The following is a 26,038-nucleotide window of genomic DNA, read 5'->3' as shown; positions in this document are numbered from 1 at the left end:
AGGGTCGCGGCGATGCGCCGACTCGGCCGCCTGTGACCGGTTTTCAGGCCTCAGCTCCGAGAGACCAGGCAATGCACGCTGAACAGCTGCTCGGGATCGGTCCAGACCTGCTCGGGCTCGAACCCAGCCCGCCTTGCCAACGCATGGAATCCGTCGATGCTGTACTTGTGCGAGCATTCGGTATGGATGGTCTCGCCTTCCTCGAACGCGAAGCGCGCGCCGGCGACCTCGACCTGCTGCTCGCAGGTGCTGAGCAGGTGCATCTCGATCCGGCTCTGCTCGGCGTTGAAGAAGGCCTCATGGCGGAAGCGGGTCGTGTCGAAGCCCCCATCGAGCTCGCGATTGATGCGGTGGAGCAGGTTCATGTTGAAGGCCGCGGTCACGCCGGCGGCATCGTTGTAGGCGCGCTCGAGGCGCTCACGTTCCTTGATCAGGTCGACCCCGATCAACAGCCGCCCGTCCGGGCCGAGGATGGCCGCGACCCGCCGCAACAGCTGCTCGGCATCGACCGGCTCGAAATTGCCGATCGACGAGCCCGGAAAGAAGGCCGCGCGCGGATGCTCATGATCCTCGACCGGCAGCGCGAACGGCGCCGAATAATCCGCGCAGACGGCGTGGACCTGCAGCCCGGGGAAGGTCGCTGCCAGCGCCTGCGCGGACTCGCGCAGATGCGCACTCGAGATGTCGACCGGCATATAGACCGCCGGGCGCAGCGCCTCGAGCAGCACCCGGATCTTCAGACTGCTGCCGCTGCCGAGCTCGACCAGCAGCGCCTCGCGCCCGAGCCGCTTGGCCATCTCGGCGCCGGACTCGCGCAGGATCGCGATCTCGGTGCGGGTCGGGTAATACTCGGGCAGCTCGCAGATGGCGTCGAATAGCTTCGAGCCCTCGGCATCGTAGAACAGCTTCGGCGAGAGCCGCTTGCGCGGCTTTGCCAACCCTTCCAGGACCTCGGCGCGCAGATCGGCCGGGGCCGGATGATAGTCATGGAACGCGATCGGATTGACCACCGCGCTCGGATCGCTCAATGGGCTCATGCGATGTCCTCTGCCAGCCGGATGCCTTTGAACTGCCAGCGTTCGTGGGGATAGAAGAAGTTGCGGTAGGTGGCGCGGGCATGGCTGGCCGAGGTCGCGCAGGAACCGCCGCGCAGGACCATCTGGCCGCTCATGAACTTGCCGTTGTACTCGCCCAGCGCGCCATCGACGGCCCGATAACGCGGATACGGGAGGTAGGCCGAGGCCGTCCACTCCCAGCAATCGCCGAACAGCTGCTCCAATGGCTCGCCGCCCGCAGCCGGCTGCGGATGGAAGCGCCCGGCATCGGCGAACTGGCCGCTGACCGGCCGGCCCGCCGCCGCGTGTTCCCACTCGAACTCGCTCGGCAGTCGGCGCCCGGCCCAGCGCGCATAGGCGTCGGCCTCGAAATAGCTGACGTGACAGACCGGCTCCGCCGGATTCAACGGCCGGCGCCCGGCGAGCGTGGTCTCGTGCCACTGTCCATCGAGCTGCTCCCAGTAGAGCGGCGCCTGCCAGCCCTGGGATTGGATCTGGGCCCAGCCGTCGGAGAGCCAGAGCGCCGGATCGCGATAACCGCCGGCATCGACGAAGGCCTGATACTCAGCATTGGTGACCAGGCGATCGGCAAGCTGGAACGGCTCCAGGAAGCGTTGATGGCGCGGCGACTCGTTGTCGTAGGCGAAGCCGTCGCCTTCGGCCCCGAACCAGTGCAGTCCGCCCTCGAACCGGCTGAAGGTCAGCGGCGCTGGCTCGCGCTGCGGGGTCGCCGGGAGATCGGCGCGGTAGGCGGGACGCAACGGATTGTAGGCGAGGTTGTACTTGATATCGGTGATCAAGAGCTCTTGATGCTGTTGCTCATGATTGAGGCCGATCTCGATGCGCGCCCGCACGGTCGCCTCATGCTCCGGCGGACACGCGTTCAACAATCGCATCATCGCCTCATCGACATGACGCCGATAATCGTAGACCTCGGCGACGGTCGGCCGCGACAGCAAGCCGCGCTCCGGGCGCGGCCAGAAGCCGGCCTCGGTCTGCTCGTAGTAGGAGTTGAACAGATGGGCATAGGCGGGATTGAACGCCTGGTAGCCTGGCAGGAAGGGCCTTAGCAAGAAGGTCTCGAAGAACCAAGAGACATGCGCGAGATGCCATTTCGGCGGACTCGCCTCGACGGCCGTCTGCAGCACGTAATCTTCGATCTCGAGCGGCTCGCAGAGCTGCTCGGTAAAGGCCCTGACACGGCTGTAGGCCGCGGTGAGATTCACAAAATGCTGGTAGGATGAACGGGTCGTTTCGTCCTGTGGTGGCATCAGGCTCTCCTGGTCTCCGGTCGGATGAGGTTTGGCGCTCGCGGGTGCGGCACCGCACAGCGCATACGGTGGCTTGACGCGCGCGCAGACGGTCGCTGAAGTAGGACGTCTCGCCAATGAGGCAATGATCGCGGCTGTTCGATGCAGGTCTGTGGTGAGACGCGCCAAGGTCTGTGCAGAGCGATGCCCCGTTACCGCCGGCAGAGTTGGCGGTTTCGAGGGCGAATTTCTAGTCGGGTCCGCGTTGGAGCGGGCCGGCGAGCTGGATGACCGCGCTCGGTCGCGTCCCGGCAACGGGCCTCGGGCACAGCTCGCCTGGGCGGCGCTCGGGGGCAGTCGTGACTGCGGCGCGTCGCGATTCGAGCAGGTTAACGAGCCGTTCTCGATGCCTCATCGTTTGATCGCAGCGCCACCGCGGCATGCATGATACCGGCTGCGGGCCGTCGCAGCTATCCGCGCTAACGTTCATGGCACGGCGCCACCCCGGACGATGTATTCCGCGTGATTCACGGTAACCGCCAACCCGGAGCGATCGATTGAAGGCCGTCTGGCTCGAGCCCACCGCTTCCACACCACTGCGCTTGCGCACCGACCTGCCGATACCTGTGCCCGGCACGGGCGAGGCATTGGTCCGTGTCCGAATGGCCGGCGTCTGCTCGACCGATCTGGCACTGCTGAACGGCTATTATCCATTCACCGGCGTGCTCGGCCACGAGTTCGTCGGCGAGATCGCCGCGGCAGCGGATGCGCCTGAGCGGATCGGCGAGCGGGTCGTCGGTTCGATCAACCTCAGCTGCGGCCAGTGCCGCGAATGCCGTGCCTGCCGACCGAGCCATTGCCTCGAGCGTCGGGTCCTCGGGATCAAGGGGCACAATGGCGCCTTCGCCGAGTACCTGTGCCTGCCGCTCACCAACCTGCATCGGGTCCCAGAGCAGGTAACCGACAGTTGCGCGGTCTTCGCAGAGCCCCTGGCAGCGGCCCTCGAGGTGCCGGAACGGGTCCATATCAACCCATCGGACCGCGTGTTGATCGTCGGCGCCGGCCGCCTCGGCCAAGTGATCGCGCGGGTGGTCGCGCTGACCGGCGCAGCACTCGCCGTCGTCGCACGACACGCGCATCAGCGCCAGCGGCTGGCGAAGGCCGGGATCGCCTCGCTCGATGAACAGCAGGTCGAGCCCGCCAGCTATGATCTCGTCATCGAGGCCAGCGGCGCGCCCAGCGGCTTTCAGCTGGCGCGCACCGCCGTGCGGCCGCGCGGCACGCTCTGTCTCAAGAGCACCTATCGCGGTGCGATCCCGGTCGAGCTCTCAGCGCTGGTCGTCGATGAGATCCAGCTGATCGGCTCGCGCTGCGGCCCCTTCCCTGCGGCGCTGCGGCTGCTTGCTGATCAGCGCCTGGCTCTGCCCCCTCTGATCGACGTGCGTGAACCGCTCGACAACGCCGTGCAGGCACTACGGCGCGCTGCCGAGCCGGACGTGCTCAAGGCCGTGATCGATTGCACCTGACCGGGCGTCTTCCAGTCTCCGTCGCTTCACCGAGCTGTCCGCAACGCGGATCAGCAGGCTATAGATCACGGCGGCGTGCCAGCCTCGAGCATGGAACGCTCGGGCCCCTCGTTACAGCCATTCCGCCTGATCGCCGGACAGAAAGCGCCGGAACAGTCAGCAACCGATGGGCTCAGCTCGTCCAGAAACCAGGGCGAGTGACGATAACGCCAAGAGCGCGCTTGTGCCCTCGTGCATGCTGGCCGGTTGGCGTCCTGATGCTCAATCCGCAGCCCAACTCAGTGTCACCACCAGATCGTCCCAATCTCCCGGAAAATCACCCCCGTCCTCGCAGCGGATGCTGATCCGGCATTCGCCGTCGACCAGCTCGGATCGAACGTTGAGGTCGTTCACGATCCAGGTCTCGTCTTGATAGGACAGACAGCCGAGCAACAAGGGCGGATGCTCGAACGTACGCGAGCCGACGCCGATGGTGCGCCCAAGCCCGCGCCCCTGCCACTCGAAATGCATGTGGCCGCGGTCGTCGAAGACCCGCACCTGTTGCAAGAGCTTCGCATTGACCCGCGCATGAACCGTCACCGGCCGATCACTCGGCGCTTCGACCCGCACCATTCGGGTCCCGGTCTTCATGTCGGTCTGGGCATGCAGCGCCTCGTCGACCTCGATTATCGTCACATCGGTCATCGGATCATGCTCCTCGGTCAGTGATGGATTCGAGCGGCAGCATAGACCGATCTCCCTGCGTTTTCAGGACCGGGTGCGCCCGCGTTGGCGAAACAGGCTCGTTCGCGCTCCAACAACGCGGCATAATGCGCCCAGCCTCAGCCACCTCTCGGCAGACGTTCGCTGCGCACAGGCGGTCGCTATGCAACTGTTCAACATCATCGCGGTTCTCATCACACTGTCGGCCGTCTTCGCTTGGTTCAACCACCGCTTCCTGAAGATGCCCACCGCGATCGGCCTGATGCTGATCGCATTGCTGATGTCATTGGCGCTGCTGCTGCCGCTGCCAGGGACCGATGCGCTCGAGCAGGATATCCGGCTGATGGTCAACAGCATCGACTTCGATGCGACGCTGCTGCACGGGATGCTGAGCTTCCTGCTGTTTGCGGGCGCGCTGCATGTCAATCTGCACGACCTCGCGAGTCAGAAGTGGGTCATCGCGATCCTCGCCAGCTTCAGCGTGATCGTCTCGACCTTTCTCGTCGGCGGTGTCGCCTGGTTGCTGTTCGCGCTGCTCGGTCTCGATATCCCGCTGATCTACTGCCTGCTGTTCGGCGCGCTGATCTCGCCGACCGATCCGATCGCGGTCCTCGGCATCCTGAAGAGCGCCGGGGCGCCGCCGAGCCTCGAGATCAAGATCACCGGCGAGTCGCTATTCAACGACGGGGTCGCCGTGGTCGTCTTCATGGTGCTGTTCGAGATCGCGGTCGGCGGCGAGCCTGTCACCCTCGGGAACGCCTTCGAGATGTTCGTCGAAGAGGCGCTCGGCGGCCTGCTGCTTGGGCTCGTCAGCGGCGGTATCGCCTATATGATGCTGCGCCGAGCCGATGACTACCAGGTCGAGGTGCTCATTACGCTTGCGGTCGCCGCCGGCGCCTATGCGCTCGCCGAGCATCTGCATGTCTCGGCACCGATCACCGTGGTGGTCGCCGGGCTATTGCTCGGCAACCAGGGCCGCAACGGCGCAATGTCAACGAAGACCCAGGGCCATCTTGACAACTTCTGGGAGTTGGTCGACGAGATCCTCAACGCGGTCCTGTTCGTGCTGATCGGTCTCGAGGTGCTCGTGATCAGCGTGACCCCGGCCACGCTCGCCGCCGGTCTCTTCGCGATCCCACTGGTACTGGGTGCCCGTGCGATCAGCGCCGGTGCGCCAGTGGCCTTGATGCGGCGCTTTCGCAGCTTCTCCCCGGGCGTGGTGACCATCCTCACCTGGGGTGCGCTGCGCGGCGGTATCTCGGTCGCGTTGGCGTTGTCGCTTCCCGATTCCGAGGTCCGAGACATCCTGGTCACCGTCACCTATGTCGTCGTGGTCTTCTCGATCCTGGTTCAGGGCCTCACCCTCGGTCCGGTGGTGAGGCGCTTCGGAGAGCGTGCCGAGATCGAGATGGACCGCACCGAGCTTCCCGGCGCTCGGCCTCACCAAGCCGAGGCGCACTGACTCGCCGCACGGGACAGGGGCAGCAATGCAGGAAACAGACAGCGATATGGCCGGGGAAGCGGCCGGTCCGCGGCGACCCTATGCGGACCTGACACCCGATTGCGTCTTGGACGCGGTGGAGTCGCTTGGCTTCATCGTCGATGGACGGCTGCTGGCGCTGAATAGCTACGAGAATCGGGTCTATCAGGTCGGACTGGATGCTACCGCGCCGGTGATCGCCAAGTTCTACCGGCCTGGACGCTGGTCCGACGAGGCGATCACCGAGGAGCATGCCTTCATGCTGGCGCTCAGCGAGCGCGAGATCCCGGCGGTCGCACCGCTGGTGATCGACGGTCACAGCCTGCATCGGCACCGTGGTTATCGGTTCTCGCTCACGCCTCGCTGCGGCGGACGCGACCCCGAGCTCGAGCAGTCCGAGACCCTGATCCGAATCGGCCGGTTCATCGCCCGCATCCATGCGCTCGGTGCGAGTCAGCCGTTCCGACACCGACCAACGCTGACGCGCCACCACTTCGGCGTCGAGCCGAGTCAATACCTGATCGAACAGGGCTGGATCCCGGCCGAGCTGACAGCCCCCTACACCAGTGTGCTCGAGCAAGCACTGACCGAGGTCGCAGCCTGCTTTGAGCGCGCCGGTCCCATTCAATCGCGACGGCTGCATGGCGATTGCCATCGCGGCAATCTGCTCTGGACCGAGCAGGGGCCGCACTTCGTCGACTTCGACGATGCGCGGATGGGGCCAGCGATCCAAGACCTCTGGATGCTCCTCTCCGGCGACCGAACGCAGATGCGGCTGCAGCTCGACGCAATCCTGGAGGGTTATCAGGATTTCTGCGATTTCGATCCGCGCGAGCTGCATCTGATCGAGGCCCTACGGACACTTCGGTTGATCCACTATGCCGCCTGGCTGGCGCGACGCTGGGACGATCCAGCCTTTCCGGATGCCTTTCCCTGGTTCGACTCGCCGCGCTTCTGGGAGGAGCAGATCCTGATCCTGCGCGAGCAGATCGCGGCGATGCAGGAAGGCCCGCTGAGCCTGCTCTGAGCCCCTCAGTCCGCGTCCAGTATGCGCCGCCCGCTCGCCCGCTCTCACCACGGAGGCTCCCCAGTCATCCCCTGCCGAGGCCCGCGCTTGGCGAGGCGATCCATCCGAATCCCTCCTGCACTCGCCGCGATCAGTGGCATCCTGCTCTTGAGCTGCAGCGCGTCCGCCCCCTTACCAAACGCCGACCACCGTCGCCCATTGCCACCTTCACTTAAGACGATCCACGCGCGCATGCCGGACGGCTATCGCCTCCCGATCCGCCGCTGGCACGGCGCGACTGACCCGGACGTGGTGGCCCTTGGTCTGCATGGATTCAACGATTACAGCCGCGCCTTTGCGCCGCTCGGGGAGGACCTCGCCGCAGCCGGAATCACCACCTATGCGGTCGATCAGCGCGGCTTTGGTGACACAAGGCAGGCTGGCCGGTGGCATGGCAGCGCACGACTGCAGGCCGACCTCCGCACGCTGATCCGTTTACTGCGCGCGCGATATCCCCAGGCCCGGCTCGCCGTGATCGGCGAAAGCATGGGGGCCGCCGTCGCCCTCGCCGCCAGCGCACAGTCCCCGCTGGACATCGATGCGCTGGTATTGATCGCGCCGGCTGTGTGGTCGCGCGCAACCATGCCCTGGTACCAACGCCTCGCCCTGGATGTCACGGCCCGGACCCTGCCAGCGCTGAAGCTCACCGGCAACGGGATTCCGATCGCCCCATCGGATAACAAGTCGATGCTCAGGATGATGAGCCGTGATCCGCTGGTGATCAAGGCCACCCGAGTCGACGCGCTTTGGGGCGTCACCAACCTGATGGATCAGGCCGCCACCTGGCCCGATATCCGCCACAACCCTGAGCAGCCACCGCTGCTGATCCTCTACGGCGAGCGAGACAGCATCATCCCGCCACGCGCCTTCTGCCGCTTCATCGCCCGCGTTCCACTCGACGGCCGGACGCGGCTCGGGCTCTATGCCGATGGCTGGCATATGCTGCCGCGCGATCTCCAGGGTGCCGCTGTGCGCCAGGATATCTTGAGCTGGCTCCAGGACCCGAACGCCCCCCTGCCCTCTGGCGAGGAGATCGGGCCCGATCGTGCTCGGCTACAGCGGTTCTGCCAGGCCGCATCGCCGTCCCTCGCAGCCCCCCGCTGTCCGATAGAAGGCGAACCCGATCACGTGCCGGATGACATACCGGCTGCGAGTCGGCCATGCTCCAGAGTGGCGAGCCGGTATGACCGTTGGCCCGGAAGGGGCCGGCAAGGACTCGCCAACGGGAGGGCCGGAGCCTGATGATCGGTTGACGGCTGAGCCCACACGGACTGAGGATTACCGGCTATCATCGGCACCGCATCGAACCCGCAGAAGCGAATGATTTCAAACCATGTCTAAGCTCCCAGACCCGAACCGCCGCGGCATCACCGAACGGGTCAGCGTCGCAGGCAGCGAGCTCGTCGACTACGTCAAGCAGTTGATCGCCGAGGGCAACGTACGACGGCTCATCATCCGCAAACCCGGCGGTGAGATCCTGATGGAGATCCCGCTGACCGCCGGTGTCGCCGTCGGGGGCGCATTGACCATCCTTGCGCCCATCCTCGCTGCGCTTGGCGCCATGGCGGCCTGGATTACCAAGTTCGAGATCGATATCGTGCGCAAGGACGACCACGACGATGGTCCGCCGGCGCCGCCCTCGGAATGACCGCATCGATTCAGCCTGAGTGATCCGTTCAGCCCAATCGTTTTGGAGCTGTTGAGACGATCGCGTTCCAACCCCTGTCCCAGAGATTCGACGAAGAAACCGGATGAAGAAGATCAAGTCCACCGCCACACACACCATCTACGAGAAGCGCTCCGGCCGCCACGCGGTCAAGGATCGGCGCAAGCGCTGGGTCCTCGGCGATGACAAGGTCGCAGTGCTCAAGGCCGAAGGGCTGATGAAGGCGCCGGAGCCAAAGGCGAAACCCGCTGAACCGGAGCCGACCGCTGAGGCCGAGTCCGACGCCGAGACGGCCGGTTGAGGCCCAAGCTCACTTCCCGACGAGGCGGCGCCGAAGTGGCCAGATCAGGTACTGAAGCGTCGCGATGATCAAGGCAACACCGCCAAGCAGCTGCAGCACCCGAGTAGCAGCAGGATAACCGCCGTCGTCGAAGAGCAGACCGATCGCCGCAAAGCCGGCGAGCACGACGAAGGCTCGATGCACGCCCTCGTCGTAGATGCCCCAAGGGCTGCGCCGCGCCAGCGCCCCACCGGCCAGCGCGGCGACGCCGCCGCCGGCCAGGCCGGCCATCACGTCAACGGGCCAGTGCACACCGACCGCAACCCGGCTCAGCCCGGCCAGCGTGGCCAGGACCAGCAGTGAGCAGCGCAACGACGAGCGCCGTGCATAATAGGCCAGCACCCCAAAGAAGACGCCGGCGGTGACACTGTGTCCGGACGGGAAGCTCTGGCTGCGATGGGCATCGCCGATCACCTCGAAGCTGCCAGCCGCTAGCACCGCTGGCGGGCGCGGCGCATCGATCAGCGGTTTGAGTCCTCGGGAATAGGCGATCGCGACGAGCGCGGCGCAGATCAGCGTCCAGAACACCCGCGGATGCCGATAGGAGAGCAACAACCCCAGCGTGAGCGCGACCCGCTCATCGCCGAGCACGGTCAGCCATTGCCACAGGCTCGAGGGAAGCAACGCGAACAGCGTATTCAAGGTCAGGAAGCCGCTGTGATAGCCGGTGGCACCGAACTGCCACAGCGCGCCGGCGATGACCGAGCAGATCAAGGCCCAGCCGAGCAGCCAGCCTGCCCCGCCTGGAGGATGGACCGGATCGCGGTCAGCGCCGAGCGCAAGTGCTTGGCGCAGCGCGGAGGTAGACGCGGATCGCATCGACTGGAACGCCTCAGGGCCGGGCCGTCGGCCGCGCGCTGCTGTCGCCCCCGGCCCCGGGTCGCGCTTCAGCCGAGCCTGCTGACGGCGGCGCGATCAGAACCAACGCAACCGGCCCCTTGCGGTAGCGCCGCTCAAGGCGATTCGGCGCGACCACCTGCGCCAAACGAGCGAGCTTGTCGACGCGCAGAAACACCAGCTGACCGACCTGCGGTTGATCGGTTTCCGGCGTGATCGCATCCCGATAGACGCTGAAGCTCGGCATGCTGGTCCGGTAGACGACGGTCGGCCGATCGAGCTGACGCGCCAGCAGGCCGGCCTGCTTCACCGGCTCTTGCATCACCGCGAACACGGCCGGGACCAACAGACCGAACACCAACAAGGTCTGCACGACACCGACCAGCACGAGACGCTGCCAAAGCGCGATCGGCGGCCAGCGCAGCAGCGCGAGGATCACTAGCAATCCAACCCAGGTACCAAACCGATACCCCAGATCCAGCACCTCGCGCCCCTGTTCAAACATCGCCTGCTCGTGCGCGCGTTCCGCCCGCGCTGCGAACAGACCGAGCAGCTCCGGCAGCGCGACTATGACCGTCACGAACAGCAGCGGCGGCAGGAATGCGAGCCAACGATTGGTCAGCGCATCGCGATGGCGCGCCATCAGGATGAACAGCGGCGTGATCCCGTAGACCAGGTAGTGCGGCAGCTTGGTGCCCGAGAACGAGAACACCACGAACACGGTCACGAACCAGAGCAGTAGGAACCGATCCAGGTCATCGGCCCAGAGCCGGCGCAGCCGCGGCAGCAGGCTCAGGAACCAGCCGGTGAACGGCAGCAGCACCAGCGGCAGCATCACGAAGTAGTAACCGGGGAAACCATCGTGCCCGTGCTTGACGCCGCCATAACGGCCGAGATTGTGACCGAGGAAGAAACTCTCGAAAAACCCCGATCCGTCATCGAGATAGATCGCCAGATACCAGGGAGCCGCGACGGCGAGGAAGACCAGCCAGCCGCGCCAGTCGAGCACCGCCGTCAGCCAGGCCCGCCAGGCGCGCAATGAGCTGAAATAGAGCAGGCTGACGACGAATGGGAAGAAGACCGCGACCGGCCCCTTGGTCAGGAAGCCGAGGCCGAGCCATAGATAGACCCGCAGCAGGGTCCCGGTTCGCGGTCGCAGGCGCCAGCGATCGATATCGAAGAACGCGAGCGCGATGAACAGGTTCAACAGCGCATCGGCCACCGCGGCCTTGCCGATGATCGCCACCTGCAGCCCGAGCGCCATCACCAGCCCGGCAATCGTCGCGGTGTTCGCATCGAGCCGCGCCCGGACGAACCACCAGAGTGCCAGCAGCCAGAGACCGGCCGCCAGTGCCGACGGCAGCCGCAACGCGAACTCGCTCCAGCCGAGCGCCGAGACCGACGCCGCCTGCAGCCAATAGATCAGCACCGGCTTGTCGTAACGCGGCTCGCCATCGCGGTGCGGGGTAATGAAATTGCCGCTCGCGAGCATCTCGCGGGTCGCCTCGGTGAAGGCACCCTCATCAAGATCGTACAGCGGCACCGCGCCGAGCTGCCAGAAGAACGCCAGCCAAACGACCAGCGCCAGGAACCAGGGCGAGACCAGCGTCCGACCCAGCAGGCGGCTCAGATCGACCTGATCAGTCATGCTCGCTTCCAGGCGATCGGTACACCTCGAGATCATTCCGCCCATTGCAGCACCGGCCGCCGCTTACCGGCGCTGCTTCCAACCCGCGTTATCCGGATCGGTCTGCGCGCTAATGCAATGATCGGTGCGCTCGCCCGAGGCGAACAGGGTTCGCGTCATGATCTCGGCGAGGACGCCCGTCGTCAGGAATTGAATCGAAGCGACCAGCAGCAGGATCGCGACGAACAGCATCGGACGGTCACCGATATCCTGTTCGAGCCCGAACTTGACCCAGGCGAGCCAACCCATCATCAGCCCCCCGAGCAAGCCGAACGAGAGACCGATCGCACCGAAGAAATGGCCAGGACGGGCCCCGAAACGCAAGAAGAAGAACGCAACCAGGAGATCGAGCAAGACCCGAAAGGTGCGAGACAGTCCGTACTTGGACTGGCCATGTGTCCGCGCCTGATGCCGCACATCGGTCTCGCCGATCCGCTCCGGCGCCGTCACACCGGCAATCCAGACCGGGATAAAGCGATGCATCTCCCCGAACAGCCGGATCTCCCTGACGACCTCGGCACGATAGACCTTGAGGCTGCAGCCGTAGTCATGCAGCCGGACACCAGTCACCCAGGCGATCAGGCTATTGGCAATGCGCGACGGGACCTTACGCAGCAGCAAGGCGTCCTGGCGCTCACGACGCCAACCTTGGAGCAGATCGAGATCACGCGCGAGCAACTCATCGACCAGGCGCGGGATATCGGCCGGATCATTCTGCAGGTCACCGTCGAGGGTCGCGATCAAGCGCCCGCGCGCGGCATCGAAGCCCGCCTGCATCGCTGCGGTCTGGCCGAAGTTGCGGCGGAAGCACAGCACGCGGACGTGCGCCCCGTAGCGCCGCCCCAGCTCCATTAGGGCTTGGCCAGTGCCGTCCCGACTACCGTCATCGATCAGGATCAGTTCCCAGGGGTCTTCATAAGACTCCAACCCTTCATGGACACGCGCGAGCAGCGGCTCGACATTCTCGCGTTCCTGATAGAGCGGCACGACCACCGACAGGCTGCGGGTCTCGTGAGAGGCCGAATCCATCGTCAGAAATCCATCATTGAAGCCGCCAGCTCGACGGCCGTGCTGGCCTTCGGCTTGCGTGCCGGCGCCATGGCCCACAGCCGGACTGATCCCCAATCCGGCCACGAAGCGAAGTTGAAGGCCGTGCTGGCGGGATCTCAGTCCGCGCTGTGATAACCCTGGATGCGCTCAACCTCATTGCGCGAGCCGAGGATCACCGGGACGCGCTGATGCAGCGACTCCGGCTGCAGCTCCATGATGCGCTGGGCGCCGGTGATCGAGCCACCGCCTGCCTGCTCGACGATGAACGACATCGGGTTGGCCTCATAGAGCAGACGCAGCTTGCCGCCCTGCCCCTTCGCGCTCATCTTCGAGTCCATCGGGTACATGAAGACCCCGCCGCGCGTCAGGATGCGGTGCACCTCAGCAACCATCGAGGCGATCCAGCGCATGTTGAAGTCCTTCTCGCGCGGACCCTCTTTGCCGGCGAGACATTCATCGACATAGCGCTTCACTGGAGCCTCCCAGAAGCGGCTATTGGATGCGTTGATCGCGAACTCGGCGGTATCGGCCGGAATGGTCATGTTCGGATGGGTCAGGATGAACTCGCCGATGTTCTGATCCAGTGTGAAGCCGTTGACACCCTGGCCGGTCGTCAACACCAGCATCGTCGACGGGCCATAGAGCGCATAACCCGCCGCAACCTGCTGCGTGCCGGCCTGCAGGAAGTCATTCGCGATCGGCTTCTCGTTGCCGGCGACGCGCAGGATACTGAAGATGGTGCCGACCGAGACATTGACATCGATGTTCGACGAGCCATCGAGTGGGTCGAAGGTCAGCAGATACTTGCCCCGCGGGTACTCGGCCGGGATGTCGTAGATGTCGTCCATCTCCTCCGAGGCCAGAGCGCCGACATGACCCGACCACTCGGTGCACTGGATGAACATCTGGTTCGAGAGGACATCCAGCTTCTTCTGGGTCTCGCCCTGAATGTTCTCGCTGTCAGCGCTGCCGAGCGCGCCGACCAGTGCGCCGTGATTGACCTGGTTCGAGATCATCTTGCACGCGGTCACGATGTCATTGAGCAAGGCCGTGAAATCGCCGGTAGCGCCGGGGATGTGGCGCTGCTCTTCCGCGATGAACTGGGTAATGGTCGTGCCGTGATGCATGGGGCAATCCTCTCGACTTTGGTTAGGCTGTGGAACGAGCGCACAGACGGTGGGGCCGAATCTCTCACTCCGGCCACGCATCGAAGCGCACGAAAAGAATCAGGTAATCGCGCAGTATAACGACCAGCACCCGCTGAAGCATCCTCAACGCAGGATCCATCACAGGGCTAGGCAGCCATCAGGCCTTGATCATTTCCTGGCTCAACACCTGGCTTAGCGGTCAACAATGAACCACTTAAGGCTTTAAAATCAACCGCTTGCGTTGTGCTGCTGCCGTGCTGCTCATGGCCCATCCGCTGCAGCTGACCAAGGCGTGATGAAGGCCACACACCCTGAGCGCCAGCAGTATCGGTGCTGAAGCACTGCAGCGGCCCTGGCCTCGGCTCGAGAGAGCCGCCATATCGAGCCGAGATGTCCATGCCAGTGCCCGCGGAGCGCCCCCGATCGCCAGCCTGCCGGCCGGCTAAGACCAACGCGTCTCCGGTCACGCAGTCTAAATAGTCAAACGCAATCTGTACACGTAACATGACGAGACGATGACGCCTTGATGAAAAGGATGTCGCAACCGAAGTCCGGCCCTCGCCCGCCGGTATACCCCGACCTGACTTCGACACCTTCCGCTTTTCCCAAGGAGCCGCGACCGATGCCCCAGACGCCGACTAACGGATTGCAAGCCCTACGCCGCCTCGCAGGTGGGCTGATCCGTAAGACGCAGCGCTTCACGACCTCGCTGCTACCGGTCGACGCCGGCCGCCGCGGCGATTGCAACCGCTGCGGCGAATGTTGCAAGTTGCCATTTCCGTGCCCGTTCTTAAGATACGATCACCAAGGCCTGAGCAGCTGCGCCGTCTACTACGCCCGTCCACCGAGCTGCCGAAAATACCCGCGCACAGCGAGCGAGAACATCACACCGGCAACCTGCGGCTACTACTTCGTTGACGTCAGCGACATCCGCAGAGCCACACCTGCCACCGAGCAAGCGGGCGGTTGATGACCTCAGACGAACAGTCCCGCTACAGCCGACAGGTCCTGCTGCCAGGCTTTGGCGAGCAGGCCCAGCGGCGGCTGATCGAATCCCGGGTGCTGATCGTCGGGCTTGGTGGGCTCGGCTCACCCGTCGCGATGTATCTGGCAGCCGCCGGCGTCGGGCGTCTGCTGCTGGCCGACTTCGATGCCGTCGACCTCTCCAACCTGCAGCGGCAGATCCTGCATACGAGCGAGCGCATCGGTTGGACCAAGGTCGATTCGGCCATAGCGTCACTCGAGGCGCTCAATCCACATTGCGAGCTAGTCCCGATCAAGCGCAGCCTGACCCCGACGCAGCTCGCCGCGCTGACCGCCGAGGTCGATCTAGTCGTCGACGCCAGCGACAATTTCCAGACGCGCTACGCGGTCAACGCCGCCTGCGTCACCTCCGGCATCCCGCTCGTCTCCGGTGCCGCAATCCGGGCCGAGGGTCAGGTCGCGGTCTTCTCCGGGCGCCCTGAAGACCCCTGCTACCAGTGCCTCTACCCCGATGACGGACAGGAAGGCGAGCGTTGCGCCCGCGAAGGCGTGCTCGCGCCACTCGTCGGTATCATCGGCAGCATCCAAGCGACCGAGACCATCAAGGTCCTCACGGGCTATGGCCAACCGCTGTATTCCAGGCTCCTGCTGCTCGATGCGCAAACGATGGCCGTCCGCACGCTGGCGATACCGGCCGATCCAGCCTGCCCAAGTTGCGGTAATCGCAATGCGCAGCAAGGTCCGCATTGCTTCCATTCAGCTCCGCTCTGAGCAGGCAGCCTGAAAGATGGTCCGCCGGAAGCATTGGCAAGGCGGCATTGAGACAACCTCTTAGGCTTTAGCTCTCTATAAGGGTGTCGTCGGCGAACACCGGCTCCTGGGCGAGCGCCCGGGCGATGCAGTTGACGATCTCCTTCTCGCCACGGTATTCCGTCTCAACGCGCCCTTCCTGGCTCCTTATCTTCAAGGACCGGTCATGGCGATTGATCTGCGGGTCGCGCTCGAACGTCGCGGTGATCTCATTGAGCAGGTCATTCGGTGCCTCTCAGGCAGAATGCGGGCCTATCGATCGGCGGACCGCGCCGGGAAAGCCCCGACGTGAATTAGCAGCCGCCTTCTATTTTGGGCACATATCTTGCTTAAAAGACCCCATCAAAATGCCCGGCCAGCCTACACAAGCTGCGGATTTATTGAACCTTAGAGGGCATTCTGTTAGGGCTTCTAAAGCCGGTACGCGCTGCCGAGGAGATCGCTATGCCCGACATTCAGATCAGCCCCTGGGACCTGGCCATCGTTGCTGTCTATGTGATCGGCACGCGCCTCCTGTTCGGTTGGTGGGCGGCTCGCACTGCGCGCAAAGGCGCCGAGGGCTATTTTCTCGGTGGCCGAGCGCTGCGCTGGCCGATCATCGGTCTGTCCTTCTATGTCGCCAACATGAGCGGCGGCAGCTTCGTCGGCCTGCCCGGCAGCGGCTACAACGACGGCATCGCCGTCTACCACTACGAATGGCTGCCGGCGGTGATCCTGGTGCTGTTCGTGCTATTCCTGCTGCCGCTCTATCTGCGCGCGCGCATCTACACGGCCCCGCAGTTCCTGGAGTCCCGCTTCGGCCGCGAGCCGCGGCTGGCATTCTCGGGCTTCTTGCTGGTTGCCGTGACGCTGATCGATGCCCCGGCGTCGCTTTACGCCGGCGCCATGGTCGGCCAAGCCCTGTTCCCGTCGGTGCCGATGTGGCCGCTGCTCGCCGCTGGCGCGCTGATCGCCGGGGTCTATATCTTCTTCGGCGGTCTCGGCGCCGTCGTCATCAACGATGCGCTGCAGGCCGCCATGATCATGATCGGCGGCACACTAGTGCTGGTGCTGGCCTGGCAGGCGGTGCCGTCCTGGGATGCCGTCGTACAGGCGGCGCCACCCGATGCGCTGCATCTGATCCGACCCGCGGACGACGAGCTCCTGCCCTGGCCCGGCATCTTCACCGGCGTGCTCGTTATCGGCGTCTACTTCTGGTGCACCAATCAGTTCGTCGTCCAGCGCGCACTGGGCGCCCACAACCTCGATCACGGCCGCTGGGGCGCGCTGTTCGCCGGGCTGCTGAAGCTGCCGAACCTGTTCATCCTGGTCATGCCCGGGGTGCTGGCGGTCGCCCTCTACCCAGACCTCGAGCGCCCGGATCTGGTGTTTCCGACCATGATCGTCGACCTGCTGCCGGTCGGCCTGCGCGGTCTGCTGCTGGCTGCCTTCGTCGCCGCAATCCTGTCCAGCCTGGAGGCGATCTTCAACTCTTCGGCAACGCTGTTCACGATGGACTTCGTGCGCACCTTCCGCCCGCAGACCAGTGACCAAGGGCTGACCCGCTGGGGCCGGTGGTCAACGGTCGGTTTCATGATCGCGGCGATCCTGTGGTCCCCGATCGTGCTGCAGTTTCCGACCCTCTGGCAGTACCTGCAGTCGTTCATGTCCTATATCACGCCGCCGGTGACGGCCGTGTTCGTCATCGGCATCTTCTGGCCGCGGGCGAACAATGCCGGTGCCTTGGCGACGCTGGTGATCGGCGTGCCCCTGGGTATCCTCAGCTGGGCTGCCAACGAGCTGCTCGACTGGCTGCCGCTCCAGTACCTCTATGCGGCCGGGATCATGTTCGCGCTGAGCGCGTTGATCCTGGTTACCGTGAGTCTGGCAACAGCGCCGCCGGACCCGGAGAAGGTCCAGCGCTGCACCTGGCGTCCAGCGCTCTGGCGGCAGGAGAGCCAAGAGCTAGCTGGCACGCCCTGGTATCTGAACTATCGTTACATGGCACTCGGGTTGACGTTGCTGGCAGCGGCGGTTGTGGTCTGGTGGTGGTAAATTGATCATCGTCGGCATCACCATCCTCGTCATCGGACTGCTGTGGCCCTGGCTCTCGAAGCTTCCGCGCCGCACCCGGCGAGCACCTAGCGCAAGACGGCGGAAATCCCGAGGCCGATTGTCGCTGCCCTCAAGGGCGTGAGGTAGGAGCCCGCTTGCGGGCGATCTTCGCGGCCGCGAGCGCGGCGTGGTCGCCCGCAAGCGGGCCCCTACAGGGCCGAGAGCCAGGTGGCAGGAAAAGGATCTCGGTATTTCTGACGCGATGCCCTAGCCGGCATCCACGGCATCATGATCTTCCGCTCGGCGAGCGTTGTCCGCCGCTCGGCTCCTTCACGGGTGTCCAGATTGCTCCAGTCCGGGACTGTCGGGGACCTGATTGGACAGGAGTCGTGACGCACTTCACAATTGGCGGGGTCATGACCAAGAGTACGGACTGACTGTCCCCATCGGGATCGCTCGCGCATAGGCTGCGATTCATGCGAGCACTGGTCAGTGTCGTCTTGAAGGCCCAAGCGCTACGGCCTCGCCGGCTCGGGAAGCGAGAACGAACGGCTGTTGAGAGCTGTTGAGATACCGCCGTATGGATGATTCGCAGAAGAGCCAACAGGCCCTCGATTTCTACCGCCAGCAGTACAATGAACTCGGGGTGCGTCTGCTCCAAGCGCACCACGAGCTGAGGGCGGCACGCCGCGACGCGTATCGTCAGCGGGCCATCGCGCGCATCATCCAACGCCTCTACCTGCTCGTCAATCGCGAGCCGACCCATCGGCAAACTGAGGAGCGCCTCGGCGAGCATCTCGTGGCGCTGCTGGTGGAGTCTCTGCAAATCGACTGTGCCGCAGTGCTCAAGCAGACCTCCCCCGAGACGCTTACGGTCGAGCATGCATTGGGCCTGGATCGGGCCTTTCAGCTGACCCTCGCAGCACCGCTTTCGGAACAGCCCTCCAGCCTGCTCACGGAACAGGCGCCGCCTGAGGTGCGCGAGGCGTTGCGGGCGCAAGGCTTGCGGCACTGGCTCTGGACAGCCTCCGCCGGCAGCCGCATCGTATTGCTGCTCGGGCATCGGTTCGAGCGAGTGGAGGGGATCTCTCTGCGCTTCGAGGAAGACAATCTGGCGATCGCCGAGGCGGCGCTGTGCTTGTACGAGGCGACCAAACTGTCGATGACGGACCATTTGACGGAGTTGGCCAACCGCGCTCGGCTCAATCACCTATTGGAAGAGAACCTGATGCGATCCAGGAGGTATGCGACGCCGTTTTCGGTGATCATGGTGGATATGGACCACTTCAAGCTGATCAACGACCAGCATGGCCATCAGGTCGGGGATCAGGTGCTCATCTACCTGGCGAAGGTGTTGATGAGTAATACGCGCGCGGTGGATGTGGTGGGACGCTGGGGCGGTGAGGAGTTCTTGGTCATCGCGCCGAACACGGATCTCGCGCAGGCGGCCCGTCTGGCGGAAAAACTGCGCGCGGCGATTGCTGCAAGCGAGCTTCCCACGGTGGGTTCCAAGACCGCGAGCCTGGGCGTGGCCAGTTACAACGCCGGAGACGATCAGGAATCGATCATCGGGCGCGGCGATGCGGCCTTGTACAAGGCGAAAAGGAACGGTCGCAATCAGGTTTCGTTCTGAGGCGATTTCTGTCAAGGCTCATACCGCCTTGCTGGTCTTTTCGCTCGCCTTCTTCGTCGCGCCGCCGGTCACATAGCCCGGCTATGCTCCCGGCGACGCTCCTCGAAGGCAAACGAACATCCTGCGCAATTCGGTACGAGCTTTTCCGGCAATCGCCTGAGCAGGTCACAGCCACATCCTTTCTAGCGATCGCCGCGTCCCGGAAGGCAGCACGAACGGGACCAGCCCTTTATCGGAGTGGTGATCCCCGTCGAGCTCTTGAGCCATTGTCTCGATGCGCCAGCGGCTGCGGTAGAGCTCGACTACCGTGGCGGCAACTGCCTCGGCGGGCAGGTTGGTCAAGACGATAAGTTGCTGATCGCCGTTGCGGGTTGGGCGCTATGCGCAAGGCAGCCGTTGCTGATTGACGAATCCCATTGACGATGCTCGCCGCGAGATGATCTTCAGGCCATGCAATCAATAATAGCTATGAATTGATATTACTCAATTTGCAAGACCAATCAGAACGATCTATTCAAACAATTTTTCGGCCGCTTTCGATTGCTTTAGATTATCACTCGTCCACTTGATGTGGCCCTGGCCACAGCCTATTGATATCACTGGAGACAATCGATGGAAACCGTGACCCAAACGCCTAGCATGCCCCGCCTGAACGAGCCGGCCCCGGCCTTCGACGCCCCGACGACCCATGGCCGCAAGACCCTCGAGGACTACCGCGGCAAGTGGCTGGTGCTGTTCTCGCACCCGGCCGACTTCACGCCGGTCTGCACCACCGAGTTCATCGCCTTCGCCAAGCGCCATGCCGACTTCCAGGCCCTCGGCTGCGAATTGCTCGGGCTGTCGATCGACAGCAACTTCTCGCACATCGCCTGGGAACGGAACATCAAGGAGAAATTCGGCGTCGAGATCGGTTTTCCGATCATCGCCGACCTGTCGATGCAGGTGGCCAGGGCCTACGGGATGATCCAGCCCGGTGCCAGCGACACCTCGGCGGTGCGCGCCACCTTCGTCATCGACCCCGAGGGTGTGCTGCGCGCGATGGTCTACTACCCGATGAGCAACGGCCGCTCGATCGACGAGTTCGTCCGGCTGGTCAAGGCGCTGCAGACCAGTGACGCCAATGGTGTCGCGACCCCCGAGGGCTGGCAGCCCGGCGACAAGGTCATCGTGCCACCGCCGGCCACGGCCGAAGAGGCCGAGGCCCGGATGGACGCCGGCTACGAGTGCTCGGACTGGTATTTCTGTAAGAAGGAGCTCTAGCCCTTGCGCGGCCTATAGCGCCGCGCTGCAGGCAAACCGAGCTGGAGTCGACAAGACTCCGGCTCGACTTCAATTGCGGCAGACCTCAGAACCCCCGGCTCTTGCCGACACCCACCAGATCGATCCAGCAACCAGGCTTCGGTATCTCCGATTAAAGGGCGAAGAACGCCTCCATGAGGTCAATACGCACCAGCATCGTTCCCCGATGCTGGAGGCGTCCATATCGCCGTAAACGATACCCCGATTCCCTACGCCAAGCGCAACACCATCAACGCGGAGGCCAGACCTCAACCGTCTAGACGAGGCTGGTGCGGCCGGCCGATCGTAACAGTTCCGTCACAAGACGGCGATCGATCCAAGCCGCTCGATCAAACGAGCGGCGTTCACAAAACCGTCGCGCAACGGACATTTCAGCGTCACTGGCTGTGGCTAAACTGAGCGCGCTGCAGGGTTATTTTCCTGATCCCTTAGCATCAAACCCGCCCCGCAGGTCACCCCGCCAACCAAGACGAGGAATGTTCGATGTGCGCCCGAAGCCCCATCGTGATCCTGTTATTGGCCGCAGCCGGTCTGCTGTTCACCGGCAGCGTCGCCGCTCAGCTAGACGACCTGAGTCAATATCGCAACACCAACATCACCGCCCAGCTCGGCCCTCGGCCAGGGTTCCTAACCGATCAGCTCGCGGACGGCGACCTAAAAGAAAGTCTTCAGTCCTGCCGTACGCGCGTCTTTCGCAAGAGCAAGTTCTCCATTGGCCACCGGGGAGCCTGCATGCAGTTCCCGGAGCACACGCTCGAATCCTACCTCGCTGCGGCCCGCCAAGGCGCCGGCATCATCGAATGCGACGTCACCTTCACGAAAGACGGCGAGCTAGTGTGCCGACACTCGCAGTGCGATCTGCACACAACCACCGACATCGTCATCAGGCCTGATCTCAACGCCAAGTGCACCCAGCCCTTCCAGCCAGCCACCTATGACGCGAACGGTAATCTATTGACGCCGGCCAGCGCCCGTTGCTGTACCAGCGATATCACACTCGCCGAGTATCGGACGCTCAACGGCAAGATGGACGCCGCTGACACCACGGCCACGACTCCAGAAGCCTATCTCGGCGGCACCGCAGGTTGGCGCACCGACCTCTATGCCGGCCCCACCAGCGGCACGCTGATGACCCACGCCGAGAGCTTAGCGCTGTTCAGGACCCTGCGGGTCGGTCTCACACCCGAATTGAAGTCGCCTAGCGTCGAGATGCCGTTCGAGCTGCACGACGGAACCCTATTCACCTACGACGACTACCGCCAGAAGCTCATCGACGAGCTGAAAGCCGGAGGTATCCGCCCGCGCGATGCCTGGGTGCAATCCTTTGTTTACGACGACATATTGTATTGGATCAACAACGAGCCCGAGTTCGGCGCCCAATCCGTCTATCTCGACGATGCTGGTGATCCTAGCCAGCTACCGGACGCGGCGACGCTAGCCGGTTACAAGGCCGCCGGAATCAACATTGTCGCACCACCGCTGTGGGCGCTGGTCACCGCCGACGGCGGCCAAATCGTTCCCTCTCAGTATGCCCTCGACGCCAAGGCGGCCGAACTCGACATCATTACCTGGACCCTAGAGCGCTCCGGCATTCTCGCCGACGGTGACGGCGGATGGTACTACCAGACCGTCAACGACACGCTGAGCACCGAGGGTGACATGCTGAGGTTGGTCGACGTCCTAGCCCGGCAGGTCGGTGTCATCGGAATCTTCTCCGACTGGCCGGCTACCGTGACCTTCTACGCCAACTGCATGGATCTATAGCCGCTAGTCAACTCGTTTCCGCTACCGCACCACCCGGCAACTGCGTTCCGCACTAACCGCGTTGTTGCTCGCCTTCATCTTCCATTTGAAGACTTACGACGAGAGAGGTTTCACCCTGATGATGACTCCAGCACGCACGCACCTAAGCCGGCTACTCGCAAGCCTCGCCTTGGCCGGCACAGTCCTTGTAACACCTACCGTTCAAGCCGGTGTTTTCAATAGCTCGACCGTTGCCGACCTGCTCCTGACTGGTATCACCACAACAGACCCGAACGGCGACTTCACCGGCCTCACGATCGATGGTTTTCCCGATTTTGAAACCGACACCTTCGGGACGGGAACGGCCAACGTCGACGCAAACGTCGAGTTTTTCGATGATCCGTTTGGTGTCGGTGTCGGTATTGATGCCGTTCTCAACGCTAGCTCAAATGCCCAGGCAGGAAAAGGTGAAATCGTCGACGCTCTCGCTGACAGCTTCGCCTTCATCGATATCTTCAATGGGACAGACGATGAGATCACGATCGACTTTTTCTTGAATTGGGACTTAGAAGCCGCGGCCTCTGCTCCCGCAAACGGCGACGCCTATGCCGAGGCGTTCTTTGCATTCGAGGCCATCGGCAATGTCGTTGGTGGGAACGACTTTATCTCTGAGCTGATAATCGCTGATGCCCTTTTTGGTCCTCCCGATGCAATGACATCAGGCGACAATCCATTCACGCTGTTGCTGGAGCCCGATGGGCTTGCCACCATTGACATCGCGACCGGCACAATCGGGTTTGCCGACGGTATTCCTGTCCCTGTTCCACCCGTGTCGATGCTGATGGCGCTTGGCTTTGTCACCCTCATCGGGGCACGCCTAGGAGTCACCGCCAGGCGAGCAAAGAGCTAGCACTGCGGAACACCCAGCCCTAACCGCTTCGAGGACCAAAACACCAGGGCGCCGCACTGGCGCCCTGCCCGTTCGAGTCCGCACGACGCAACACAATGAACAAACAGTCTCTTGGACAACTCTGATCGAGGAAACGCCCATGCTCAATCATTCTAGCAATCAACTTATGTCACACCGTAGATTTATGCGAAAACTAGCCCTCATCGCTTTTGGCGCGGGGGCTTACACGCTTGCGAGCACTACTGCTGCGGACAGCTTTCGCCATATCGCCACCTTCGATGTGACCAGCAACGGAACCGACGTTGCAGAAATTGTCGATGCAACGCCGAGTGGTCGTTCCCTGCTCTACACGGACAGCGACAACGCCGTGATCGGCTTCGTCGACATCCGTGATCCCGAGAACCCCTTGCCTGACGGCACCATCGCCCTCAGCGGCGAACCGACCAGTGTTGCAGTTCGCGACCGTCGCTATGCACTCGTCGGCATCAACACCTCACCTGGAGACGAGGAAGGCGAGCCTTCGGTGCGCACGGGCGAGCTCGCGATCATCGATCTGTTGCGCCGCTCGATCGAGCGAACCATCGATCTCGGTGGTCAGCCGGATTCCATCGCTATCGCCTCTAATCGCCGCTATGCCGCAGTGGCCGTCGAGAACGAACGGAACGAAGACTTCAACGACGGACTGCTCCCGCAGGCCCCGCCCGGAAAACTCGTTGTGGTGCGGATGTTCGGTCCACCTTCGCGCTGGACTACACGTGATGTCGATCTGACCGGACTCGCCGACGTGGCACCAGAGGACCCCGAGCCCGAGTTTGTTGACATCAATCGCCGCAACGAGGCGATCGTCACGTTGCAGGAGAACAACCACATCGTCGTGGTCGATCTGCGCACTGCTTCGGTCACGAATCATTTTGCCGCAGGCGAAACCACCGTCCAAAACGTCGATGCGACTGAGGAAGAGCTCGGACCACAGGAACAGGGCCTGATCACCTTTGTTGAGACCCTAACGAAGCGCCGCGAGCCCGACACCATCACCTGGATCGGCGACCATCTGGCCGCAACGGCTAACGAAGGGGATTATGAAGACGCATTCGGCGAGGAAGGGGGCAGTCGCGGGTTCACGGTCTTCGATACCGCAACCGGCGCCGTCGTCTATGAGTCTGCAGAGTCGTTTGAGCACGCATCCGCGCGCGCTGGGCATTACAACGAGGGTCGTTCCGCGAACAAGGGCGGAGAGCCCGAGGCTGCTGAGTACGGTGAGTTCCGCGGCGAAGAACTCCTCTTCATTGGTTCGGAACGGGCAAACGTCGTCGGCGTGTACGATGCAAGCGAACCGTCGGCCCCTGTGCTGAATCAGCTCTTGGCCAGTGGTAGCGGTCCGGAGGGCATCAAGGCACTCAGACGCCAAAACCTCCTCGCGATCGCTGCCGAGAACAGCGAGGACAACTTTCCGTCCATGATCACGCTGTATCGCTACGGCACCGGTGCACCGACATACCCGCAGATCGAGAGCCTCGACGACCCCGATTCTTCAACGGCCGGCGTACCGATCCCCTGGGTGGCGCAGTCGGGGTTGACTGCCGATCCAAATGATCCCCTCACGCTCTACTCCGTTAGCGATTCGTTCCTCGCCCAAAGCTATTTCTATACGATCGACATCAGTGCTGAGCCGGCCGCCATCGTAAGTCGCACCGCCGTTGGCGGCCCGGACGGTGCCTTTGATCTGGAAGGCATTGCTGCGGCGCCCGAAGGCGGCTTCTGGCTGGCGTCCGAGGGCCGCAACGGTGCGCGACCGAACCAGATTATCAAGGTCAGCACAGAAGGCACTATCGAAAGCCAGGTCGAACTGCCGGATGGTCTGGTTGCAAACGCCACCAACAGCGGCCTCGAGGGCATCGCCGTCACCGGCGATAGCACGACCGAGCTGGTCTATGTCGTGGTGCAACGTGAATGGGACGATGATCCTGACGGCGAGGTGAAGATAGGCCGTTATGACGCGGGCGCAGCCGAGTGGACCTTCGTCCGCTATCGGCTCGACGGGCTCGAATCGCCAGCGCCGGAAGGCGCTTGGGTTGGACTCTCTGAGATCGCCCTGCTCCCCAATGGCACCTTTGCAATCATCGAGCGCGATAACCTGCTCGGGACAGACGCTCAGGTGAAACGCATCTACCGTGTCGATCTCGCCTCTGCCGATTTCCGCCCGTGGGATGATCCTAGCGGTCTCGCGACCATTGACAAGACGCTGCTGCGGGATGTCCTCGGTGTTCTCGAGACAAATAGTGTCTGGACGCCCGATAAGCTCGAAGGACTCGCCATCTCTCCCGTGAACGGTGCTGCGTTCATCATCACCGATAATGACGGGTTAGACGACGCCATCGGGCAGACGGTCTTCGTCGAGATTGGCGCACTGCCGTAACGAACACCAAGGCAGATCTGGCCACAAGGATTCTAGTGGCCATCGTGGTATTTTTGCCAGGGACGGCTGCGACCAGAGACTAATCTCGCCCTTCAAACGGCGAAACATCGTACTCTCTGCGATCCGAGACAGGGATTGAGTCATTCGCCTATTCAACTGCGCGCTGCGATTCGTTCGTAGAGGCCCTCACAGAATGCCCCTGTAGCCAGATCGATCAGGAGGTTGCGCGAGTCAAGCCGCTGTCTTGATAGCGCCCCTTAATAGTGCGCAAACTCGTTACTACTCAGGCTCCCCCAAATCGCGCTAAGCTGAGGCCATGACGCTGCACCGTCCCACCCAAGCCGAACTCGACCGCATGAGCCATGCGGAGAAGGATGCGTTGATCATGACGCTCTTCGACGG

The 26,038-nt window shown here is 63.4% G+C and carries 22 protein-coding genes; 13 read left to right on the top strand and 9 right to left on the bottom strand.

The window, feature by feature from the left end; translation table 11 throughout:
- Positions 1-50 precede the first annotated feature (50 nt).
- Both egtD and egtB read right to left on the bottom strand, forming a co-directional pair.
- Complete coding sequence (gene egtD / locus CKO40_RS11075) at positions 51-1,037, bottom strand: L-histidine N(alpha)-methyltransferase (protein WP_200346274.1); 987 nt, start codon at positions 1,035-1,037, stop codon at positions 51-53.
- Complete coding sequence (gene egtB, locus CKO40_RS11070) at positions 1,034-2,326, bottom strand: ergothioneine biosynthesis protein EgtB (protein ID WP_200346273.1); 1,293 nt, start codon at positions 2,324-2,326, stop codon at positions 1,034-1,036. The genes egtD and egtB overlap by 4 nt, the downstream gene beginning before the upstream one ends.
- A 536-nt stretch (positions 2,327-2,862) precedes the next feature.
- Here egtB and CKO40_RS11065 point away from each other — a divergent pair.
- Positions 2,863-3,831, top strand: coding sequence for an MDR/zinc-dependent alcohol dehydrogenase-like family protein (locus CKO40_RS11065; protein WP_242476981.1), 969 nt, complete (start codon positions 2,863-2,865; stop codon positions 3,829-3,831).
- 261 nt (positions 3,832-4,092) lie between these two features.
- Here the strand turns inward: CKO40_RS11065 and CKO40_RS11060 are convergent, their stop codons facing one another.
- Complete coding sequence (locus tag CKO40_RS11060) at positions 4,093-4,515, bottom strand: hypothetical protein (protein ID WP_200346272.1); 423 nt, start codon at positions 4,513-4,515, stop codon at positions 4,093-4,095.
- Positions 4,516-4,696: 181 nt separating this feature from the next.
- On the opposite strand from CKO40_RS11060, the gene CKO40_RS11055 reads away from it, so the two are divergent.
- The 5 genes from CKO40_RS11055 to CKO40_RS11035 all read left to right on the top strand — a co-directional run bounded on the left by CKO40_RS11055 (position 4,697) and on the right by CKO40_RS11035 (position 9,046).
- Positions 4,697-5,995 (top strand): cation:proton antiporter, encoded by a 1,299-nt coding sequence (locus tag CKO40_RS11055; protein ID WP_200346271.1) that lies wholly within the window; start codon positions 4,697-4,699, stop codon positions 5,993-5,995.
- Between the two features lie 25 nt (positions 5,996-6,020).
- A complete protein-coding gene (locus tag CKO40_RS11050) occupies positions 6,021-7,040 on the top strand; it encodes a serine/threonine protein kinase (RefSeq protein ID WP_242476980.1) in 1,020 nt (339 codons plus the stop codon).
- 231 nt (positions 7,041-7,271) lie between these two features.
- Entirely contained in the window at positions 7,272-8,321 is a 1,050-nt protein-coding gene (locus CKO40_RS11045; RefSeq protein ID WP_200346270.1) for an alpha/beta fold hydrolase, read from the top strand.
- A gap of 91 nt (positions 8,322-8,412) precedes the next feature.
- Positions 8,413-8,727: a DUF4342 domain-containing protein gene (locus CKO40_RS11040; RefSeq protein WP_200346269.1), complete on the top strand. Its 315-nt coding sequence runs from the start codon at positions 8,413-8,415 to the stop codon at positions 8,725-8,727.
- A 103-nt stretch (positions 8,728-8,830) separates the two neighbouring features.
- Positions 8,831-9,046, top strand: coding sequence for a hypothetical protein (locus tag CKO40_RS11035; protein WP_200346268.1), 216 nt, complete (start codon positions 8,831-8,833; stop codon positions 9,044-9,046).
- Between the two features lie 9 nt (positions 9,047-9,055).
- Here CKO40_RS11035 and CKO40_RS11030 read toward each other — a convergent pair whose 3' ends face one another.
- The 4 genes from CKO40_RS11030 to CKO40_RS11015 all read right to left on the bottom strand — a co-directional run bounded on the left by CKO40_RS11030 (position 9,056) and on the right by CKO40_RS11015 (position 13,786).
- A complete protein-coding gene (locus CKO40_RS11030) occupies positions 9,056-9,904 on the bottom strand; it encodes a phosphatase PAP2 family protein (RefSeq protein WP_200346267.1) in 849 nt (282 codons plus the stop codon).
- Between the two features lie 13 nt (positions 9,905-9,917).
- Positions 9,918-11,570, bottom strand: coding sequence for an ArnT family glycosyltransferase (locus CKO40_RS11025; RefSeq protein WP_200346266.1), 1,653 nt, complete (start codon positions 11,568-11,570; stop codon positions 9,918-9,920).
- 63 nt (positions 11,571-11,633) lie between these two features.
- Positions 11,634-12,638: a glycosyltransferase family 2 protein gene (locus tag CKO40_RS11020; protein WP_200346265.1), complete on the bottom strand. Its 1,005-nt coding sequence runs from the start codon at positions 12,636-12,638 to the stop codon at positions 11,634-11,636.
- Between the two features lie 137 nt (positions 12,639-12,775).
- The gene (locus CKO40_RS11015; protein WP_200346264.1) at positions 12,776-13,786 is read right to left on the bottom strand and encodes a class 1 fructose-bisphosphatase; all 1,011 of its coding nucleotides are present in this window, start codon (positions 13,784-13,786) and stop codon (positions 12,776-12,778) included.
- 990 nt (positions 13,787-14,776) lie between these two features.
- Between CKO40_RS11015 and CKO40_RS11010 the strand changes: the two genes are divergently transcribed.
- A complete protein-coding gene (locus CKO40_RS11010; RefSeq protein ID WP_200346263.1) occupies positions 14,777-15,562 on the top strand; it encodes a HesA/MoeB/ThiF family protein in 786 nt (261 codons plus the stop codon).
- Between the two features lie 67 nt (positions 15,563-15,629).
- Here the strand turns inward: CKO40_RS11010 and CKO40_RS24925 are convergent, their stop codons facing one another.
- The gene (locus tag CKO40_RS24925) at positions 15,630-15,758 is read right to left on the bottom strand and encodes a hypothetical protein (RefSeq protein WP_276570809.1); all 129 of its coding nucleotides are present in this window, start codon (positions 15,756-15,758) and stop codon (positions 15,630-15,632) included.
- Between the two features lie 287 nt (positions 15,759-16,045).
- Between CKO40_RS24925 and CKO40_RS11005 the strand changes: the two genes are divergently transcribed.
- Together CKO40_RS11005 and CKO40_RS11000 are read left to right on the top strand one after the other, a co-directional pair.
- Complete coding sequence (locus tag CKO40_RS11005) at positions 16,046-17,635, top strand: sodium:solute symporter family transporter (protein ID WP_200346262.1); 1,590 nt, start codon at positions 16,046-16,048, stop codon at positions 17,633-17,635.
- A gap of 799 nt (positions 17,636-18,434) precedes the next feature.
- A complete protein-coding gene (locus tag CKO40_RS11000; protein WP_200346261.1) occupies positions 18,435-19,268 on the top strand; it encodes a diguanylate cyclase in 834 nt (277 codons plus the stop codon).
- A gap of 165 nt (positions 19,269-19,433) precedes the next feature.
- Here the strand turns inward: CKO40_RS11000 and CKO40_RS10995 are convergent, their stop codons facing one another.
- Positions 19,434-19,610 carry a hypothetical protein gene (locus tag CKO40_RS10995; protein ID WP_200346260.1) on the bottom strand — a complete coding sequence of 59 codons (177 nt, stop codon included), beginning with the start codon at positions 19,608-19,610 and terminating at the stop codon, positions 19,434-19,436.
- A gap of 270 nt (positions 19,611-19,880) precedes the next feature.
- On the opposite strand from CKO40_RS10995, the gene CKO40_RS10990 reads away from it, so the two are divergent.
- The 4 genes from CKO40_RS10990 to CKO40_RS10975 all read left to right on the top strand — a co-directional run bounded on the left by CKO40_RS10990 (position 19,881) and on the right by CKO40_RS10975 (position 25,636).
- Positions 19,881-20,528, top strand: a complete 648-nt coding sequence (locus tag CKO40_RS10990) for a peroxiredoxin (RefSeq protein ID WP_200346259.1) — start codon at positions 19,881-19,883, stop codon at positions 20,526-20,528.
- A 522-nt stretch (positions 20,529-21,050) separates the two neighbouring features.
- A complete protein-coding gene (locus tag CKO40_RS10985; RefSeq protein WP_200346258.1) occupies positions 21,051-22,331 on the top strand; it encodes a glycerophosphodiester phosphodiesterase family protein in 1,281 nt (426 codons plus the stop codon).
- A gap of 64 nt (positions 22,332-22,395) precedes the next feature.
- Entirely contained in the window at positions 22,396-23,220 is an 825-nt protein-coding gene (locus tag CKO40_RS10980; protein WP_200346257.1) for a hypothetical protein, read from the top strand.
- A gap of 139 nt (positions 23,221-23,359) precedes the next feature.
- Complete coding sequence (locus CKO40_RS10975; protein WP_200346256.1) at positions 23,360-25,636, top strand: esterase-like activity of phytase family protein; 2,277 nt, start codon at positions 23,360-23,362, stop codon at positions 25,634-25,636.
- The last annotated feature ends 402 nt before the right edge of the window (positions 25,637-26,038 follow it).

It is taken from the genome of Halochromatium glycolicum (assembly GCF_016584085.1).
Classification (GTDB): Bacteria; Pseudomonadota; Gammaproteobacteria; order Chromatiales; family Chromatiaceae; genus Lamprobacter; species Lamprobacter glycolicus.
Note: the sequence above shows the minus strand (reverse complement) of the source record. Positions and strands in the feature narration are given on the sequence as shown.

What these genes read in the sequence shown, in the direction of transcription:
- egtD (WP_200346274.1), bottom strand. Translation starts at nt 1,037, where the DNA reads ATGAGCCCATTGAGCGATCCGAGCGCGGTGGTCAATCCGATCGCGTTC.
- egtB (WP_200346273.1), bottom strand. Translation starts at nt 2,326, where the DNA reads ATGCCACCACAGGACGAAACGACCCGTTCATCCTACCAGCATTTTGTG.
- CKO40_RS11060 (WP_200346272.1), bottom strand. Translation starts at nt 4,515, where the DNA reads ATGACCGATGTGACGATAATCGAGGTCGACGAGGCGCTGCATGCCCAG.
- CKO40_RS11055 (WP_200346271.1), top strand. Translation starts at nt 4,697, where the DNA reads ATGCAACTGTTCAACATCATCGCGGTTCTCATCACACTGTCGGCCGTC.
- CKO40_RS11050 (WP_242476980.1), top strand. Translation starts at nt 6,021, where the DNA reads ATGCAGGAAACAGACAGCGATATGGCCGGGGAAGCGGCCGGTCCGCGG.
- CKO40_RS11045 (WP_200346270.1), top strand. Translation starts at nt 7,272, where the DNA reads ATGCCGGACGGCTATCGCCTCCCGATCCGCCGCTGGCACGGCGCGACT.
- CKO40_RS11040 (WP_200346269.1), top strand. Translation starts at nt 8,413, where the DNA reads ATGTCTAAGCTCCCAGACCCGAACCGCCGCGGCATCACCGAACGGGTC.
- CKO40_RS11035 (WP_200346268.1), top strand. Translation starts at nt 8,831, where the DNA reads ATGAAGAAGATCAAGTCCACCGCCACACACACCATCTACGAGAAGCGC.
- CKO40_RS11030 (WP_200346267.1), bottom strand. Translation starts at nt 9,904, where the DNA reads ATGCGATCCGCGTCTACCTCCGCGCTGCGCCAAGCACTTGCGCTCGGC.
- CKO40_RS11025 (WP_200346266.1), bottom strand. Translation starts at nt 11,570, where the DNA reads ATGACTGATCAGGTCGATCTGAGCCGCCTGCTGGGTCGGACGCTGGTC.
- CKO40_RS11020 (WP_200346265.1), bottom strand. Translation starts at nt 12,638, where the DNA reads ATGGATTCGGCCTCTCACGAGACCCGCAGCCTGTCGGTGGTCGTGCCG.
- CKO40_RS11015 (WP_200346264.1), bottom strand. Translation starts at nt 13,786, where the DNA reads ATGCATCACGGCACGACCATTACCCAGTTCATCGCGGAAGAGCAGCGC.
- CKO40_RS11010 (WP_200346263.1), top strand. Translation starts at nt 14,777, where the DNA reads ATGACCTCAGACGAACAGTCCCGCTACAGCCGACAGGTCCTGCTGCCA.
- CKO40_RS11005 (WP_200346262.1), top strand. Translation starts at nt 16,046, where the DNA reads ATGCCCGACATTCAGATCAGCCCCTGGGACCTGGCCATCGTTGCTGTC.
- CKO40_RS10990 (WP_200346259.1), top strand. Translation starts at nt 19,881, where the DNA reads ATGGAAACCGTGACCCAAACGCCTAGCATGCCCCGCCTGAACGAGCCG.
- CKO40_RS10985 (WP_200346258.1), top strand. Translation starts at nt 21,051, where the DNA reads ATGTGCGCCCGAAGCCCCATCGTGATCCTGTTATTGGCCGCAGCCGGT.
- CKO40_RS10975 (WP_200346256.1), top strand. Translation starts at nt 23,360, where the DNA reads ATGCTCAATCATTCTAGCAATCAACTTATGTCACACCGTAGATTTATG.